Origin of the sequence: Phaeovulum sp., from assembly GCF_047638075.1 — a bacterium.
Lineage (GTDB): Bacteria > Pseudomonadota > Alphaproteobacteria > Rhodobacterales > Rhodobacteraceae > UBA6197.
This window is the reverse complement of record NZ_JBLJBV010000045.1, coordinates 1-3,050: the sequence shown is the minus strand read 5'-3', so window position 1 is coordinate 3,050 and position 3,050 is coordinate 1. Positions and strand designations below refer to the sequence as shown.

Below are 3,050 nucleotides of genomic sequence, written 5' to 3'. Positions count from 1 at the left end.
TCCGCGTTGGCCCCTTGCAGGAACGAGGAGGCGTGGAACTGGTCGTTCGGGGATTGATCATTCATGACAGCACCTGACTGAATATGAAACCGCGCCCCGCCGGAATCGGGGGGCGCGTTTATGGCCTGTTAGCCTTTGATTGCCTTCATCACAGCTTCGCCCAGACCTGCCGGGCTGTCCGCGACGATGATGCCGGCGGCGCGCATCGCCTCGATCTTGCTTTCAGCGTCGCCTTTGCCACCGGCGACAATGGCGCCAGCGTGGCCCATGCGGCGGCCTTTGGGGGCGGTGCGGCCGGCGATGAAGCCTGCGGTGGGCTTCCAGCGGCCGCGCTTTTTCTCATCGGCCAGGAACTGCGCGGCTTCTTCCTCGGCAGCGCCACCGATTTCACCGATCATGATGATCGAGGTGGTTTCCGGGTCGGCCAGGAACATTTCCAGCACGTCGATATGTTCGGTGCCCTTGATCGGGTCGCCGCCGATACCCACGGCCGACGATTGGCCAAGGCCCAGATCGGTGGTTTGTTTGACCGCCTCATAGGTCAGCGTCCCCGAGCGCGAGACAACACCACAAGAGCCGCGTTTGTGGATATGGCCGGGCATGATGCCGATCTTGCAGGCATCAGGGGTGATGACGCCGGGGCAGTTGGGCCCGATCAGCCGCGATTTGGAACCTTCAAGCGCGCGTTTGACGCGCATCATGTCCAGAACCGGGATCCCTTCGGTGATGCATACGATCAGCTCCATCTCGGCGTCGATCGCCTCAAGGATGCTGTCGGCGGCAAAGGGGGGCGGCACATAGATCGCCGAGGCGTTGGCGCCGGTTTTGGCGCGCGCTTCGTGGACCGAGTTGAAAACCGGCAGGTTCAGGTGGGTGCTGCCGCCTTTGCCGGGCGTCACGCCGCCGACCATCTTGGTGCCATAAGCGATGGCCTGTTCCGAGTGGAACGTGCCCTGGCTGCCGGTGAAGCCCTGGCAGATGACTTTGGTGTTTTCGTTGACGAGGACTGCCATGATTTAACCTTTCACCGCTTTGACGATTTTCTGCGCCGCGTCCGACAGGTTGTCTGCCGCGATGACGTTCAGGCCGGAGGTGGCGATGATTTCCTTGCCCTTCTCGACGTTGGTGCCTTCAAGGCGCACGACCAGCGGCACTTGCAGACCAACTTCCTTGACCGCCGAAATCACGCCCTCGGCGATGATGTCGCAGCGCATGATGCCGCCGAAGATATTGACAAGGATGCCTTTGACATTGGGGTCAGAGGTGATGATCTTGAACGCCTCGGTGACCTTTTCCTTGGTCGCACCGCCGCCCACATCCAGAAAGTTGGCGGGTTCTGCGCCGTAAAGCTTGATGATGTCCATCGTCGCCATGGCAAGGCCCGCGCCGTTGACCATGCAGCCGATTTCGCCATCCAGCGCGATGTAGTTCAGATCGAACTTCGAGGCGGCAAGCTCTTTCGGGTCTTCTTCGGTTTCGTCGCGCAGCGCCAGGATGTCCGCGTGGCGGTAAAGCGCGTTGCCGTCAAAACCCATCTTCGCGTCAAGGCATTTGAGGTTGCCATCGGGGGTGACGATCAGGGGGTTGATCTCCAGCATCTCCATGTCTTTTTCGACAAAGCAGCGGTAGAGATTGCGGATCAGGGCCACGCATTGCTTGACCTGCGCGCCTTCCAGCCCCAGCGCAAAGGCAACGCGGCGGCCGTGGAAATCGGACAGGCCCGAGGCCGGATCGACGCTGAACGACAGGATCTTTTCGGGGGTGTTGGCGGCAACCTCTTCGATGTCCATCCCGCCTTCGGTCGAGACGACAAAGGAAACACGGCTGGTTTGACGGTCGACCAGCAGCGCAAGGTAAAGTTCGCGCGCGATGTCAGAGCCGTCTTCGATATAGATGCGGTTGACCTGCTTGCCGGCGGCGCCGGTCTGATGGGTCACAAGGGTGCGGCCCAGCATCTGCTTGGCCATCGCCTCGGCCTCTTCGACCGATTTGGCCAGGCGGACGCCGCCTTTTTCACCGGCTTCGGGTTCCACAAAGTGGCCCTTGCCGCGGCCACCTGCGTGGATCTGGGCTTTGACCACCCAAAGCGGGCCGTCCATTTCGCTTGCTGCGGTCTTCGCCTCGTCTGCCTTCAGGACGACGCGCCCTTCTGAAACAGGGCAGCCGTAGCTGCGCAGAAGGGCTTTCGCCTGGTATTCATGAATATTCATGGCAGTGTCCCATGCTGGTGCAATTTCGTGGGTTTCTTGCCATATCCCAACGGTTTTCCAAACCTCTATTTGCACGATAGGCGGGTTTGGGTCGGGAATAATAGGTTTTGTGATCACAGGTTCGATTTGTGTGATCACAAACGCAATGCGCCGGGGTCGAAATGGCGATTGCACATACCCACGGCGCTGCCGTGTTCGGGTTTCACCCCCCCCTGACATGGGAAACGGGGCGGGGGTTTAGTTGAACAGCACCATGAACATCAGCGATTCGCCCTGCATCATCGCCTCAAAGCTGCGCCAGCTTTGGCTGGAGACGACCGGCCCCTTTTGCAGATAGGGCAGCGCCCCCCAGCCCTGCACCCAGCCGATCAGATCGACCGGGCGCGGGTCGGTAAACACCATCCCAAGGTTGATACCGACGTCATCGCCACCGCGCCAGTAGGGGACCAGCAGATTGCCTGTCAGCAGGGCCTCGGCATCCTTCAGCACGGAAAGCCAGGTGGCGCCAGTGCCCTGCGGCAGATCCAGCCCTAACCCCGAAGCCTGCCGGTCATTCGGAATCCATTCGCGCAGATCGTCTGTTTCACGATCAATCAGTGCCCAAAAGCGGCGGTTCTCATTTATCATCGACAGGAAATGGTCCTGCGCGGCAAGGGCAAAGGCAGGGTCGGGCTGCTGGTCTAGCGCGCCCGCAACCATGGCGAACACATCCATGAAATCGCCAAACGAGGTTTCAAAGTTGAAATCATCCGAATGGCCCCCCCCCAGAAGGCCAAGCTGCGCGCGCGCGTCAAGCACACGGGCAATGGCGGTGGTTGGGTCATAGGCCAGAACGGTCTG

General features: G+C 60.6%; 2 protein-coding genes and 1 pseudogene. All 3 read right to left on the bottom strand.

Features of this window, described 5'->3' with window-relative positions; genetic code table 11:
• Window positions 1-128: 128 nt before the first annotated feature.
• A complete protein-coding gene (gene sucD, locus ACM62R_RS07130; RefSeq protein ID WP_415183364.1) occupies window positions 129-1,013 on the bottom strand; it encodes a succinate--CoA ligase subunit alpha in 885 nt (294 codons plus the stop codon).
• Between the two features lie 3 nt (window positions 1,014-1,016).
• Window positions 1,017-2,210 carry an ADP-forming succinate--CoA ligase subunit beta gene (gene sucC, locus ACM62R_RS07125; RefSeq protein ID WP_415183363.1) on the bottom strand — a complete coding sequence of 398 codons (1,194 nt, stop codon included), beginning with the start codon at window positions 2,208-2,210 and terminating at the stop codon, window positions 1,017-1,019.
• Window positions 2,211-2,447: 237 nt separating this feature from the next.
• Window positions 2,448-3,050, bottom strand: a pseudogene (locus ACM62R_RS07120) (hypothetical protein); the annotation flags it as partial.

What these genes read in the sequence shown, in the direction of transcription:
- sucD (WP_415183364.1), bottom strand. Translation starts at nt 1,013, where the DNA reads ATGGCAGTCCTCGTCAACGAAAACACCAAAGTCATCTGCCAGGGCTTC.
- sucC (WP_415183363.1), bottom strand. Translation starts at nt 2,210, where the DNA reads ATGAATATTCATGAATACCAGGCGAAAGCCCTTCTGCGCAGCTACGGC.